Genomic DNA, 1278 nt, shown 5'->3' on the forward strand with positions numbered 1-1278 from the left:
ATTCTAGTATAACGAATATTAAATAATTGCTATATTAAATTGATACTGCTTCCTCTTCACTGATTTCATCCATTTTATACTTCCAGTGATAAACCACGGGTTCACGGTTCACTTCGTCAAAGTACTTGTAAATTCGTTCTTCCAACTCCTGTTTGGTATTGACACGAATTCCTCGAAGCATCTGTCTGGTCATCTTGCTGAAGAAGCTTTCAATCATGTTTAACCATGAGCCATGTTTTGGTGTAAACACAAATTTAAAACGTCCCTTTGGCATAGTATCCAGAAAGCGCCGTGTTTCTTTGGAAGTATGTGCAGAATGATTATCCAGGATGATCCGAATGGTATCCTGTGATGGATATTTTTTGTCCAGTATCTTTAAAAACTCAATAAAATCAGAACTCTTATGGGTCTCACTTACTAACGGAATTGCTTCTCCAGTGAGTAAATCAATGCCAGCCAGTAAAGAGAGCGTTCCCAGACGTTTGTATTCTGCATCACGATATACTTCCCCATGTTCTGATGTCGGGCGTAAATCCGGTGCCGTATTGGAGATTGCCTGAATGCCCGGCTTCTCATCATACGATACCGTAATCGTCAGTTTATAATCGTCTGGAACAATGAGATCACCATTTTCATCAAACTGCATTTCAATCTGCTTATAAACCAACAGAACCTCATGCATTTTTGATTCAAAATCAGGATCCCGTTTTTCACAGTAATATTTGATTTTAAAGGGTTTCATATCCTGTTCCTTAAGAAATTTCTGGATATACGGTTTGGTAACGGTTGAAAGCCTTGGATATCCCGCTTCTTCTGCATGTTTCTGAATATATTTGTGGAGAGAGGTCAACGTCCACAATTCCTGTGCATAACCGAGTTCTGTCGGTCTCTGACACGCAATATGAATCATCCATGCTTTTGCATCATCAGTAATTTCCGATGGACGTCCAGGACGCTGAACATCAAACAGTGCAGCATCTAAACCGCCTTTCTGAAACTTCGAAATACAAAGGCGTACCGTTGCAGTACTAATGGCAAGTTTATCAGCAATTTGCTGGAATGTCATTCCATCGGCTTTATATAAAAGGATTCTGGCACGGTCCACAACTTGTGCCTGAATGGTTCTCTTTTTGGATAATGCTTTAAGGTAATCTCTGTCTTCATCTGACAGAGGAAGATATGTTTTTCTCATAGTGTTCATCCTTTCTTAGATAACACTATTTTACCATACATTATCCTCAAAATATATAGTAGAAATTTAATTTATTCTATACTAGT

At 38.6% G+C, this 1278-nt stretch carries 1 protein-coding gene; it reads right to left on the bottom strand.

The features are described from left to right. Positions 1 to 34: 34 nt before the first annotated feature. Entirely contained in the window at positions 35 to 1192 is a 1158-nt protein-coding gene (locus tag WKT17_RS16205) for an IS630 family transposase (RefSeq protein WP_044930089.1), read from the bottom strand. Positions 1193 to 1278 lie beyond the last annotated feature (86 nt).

Source organism: Blautia sp. HCN-20427, assembly GCF_037890365.1.
Taxonomy (GTDB): domain Bacteria; phylum Bacillota; class Clostridia; order Lachnospirales; family Lachnospiraceae; genus Blautia.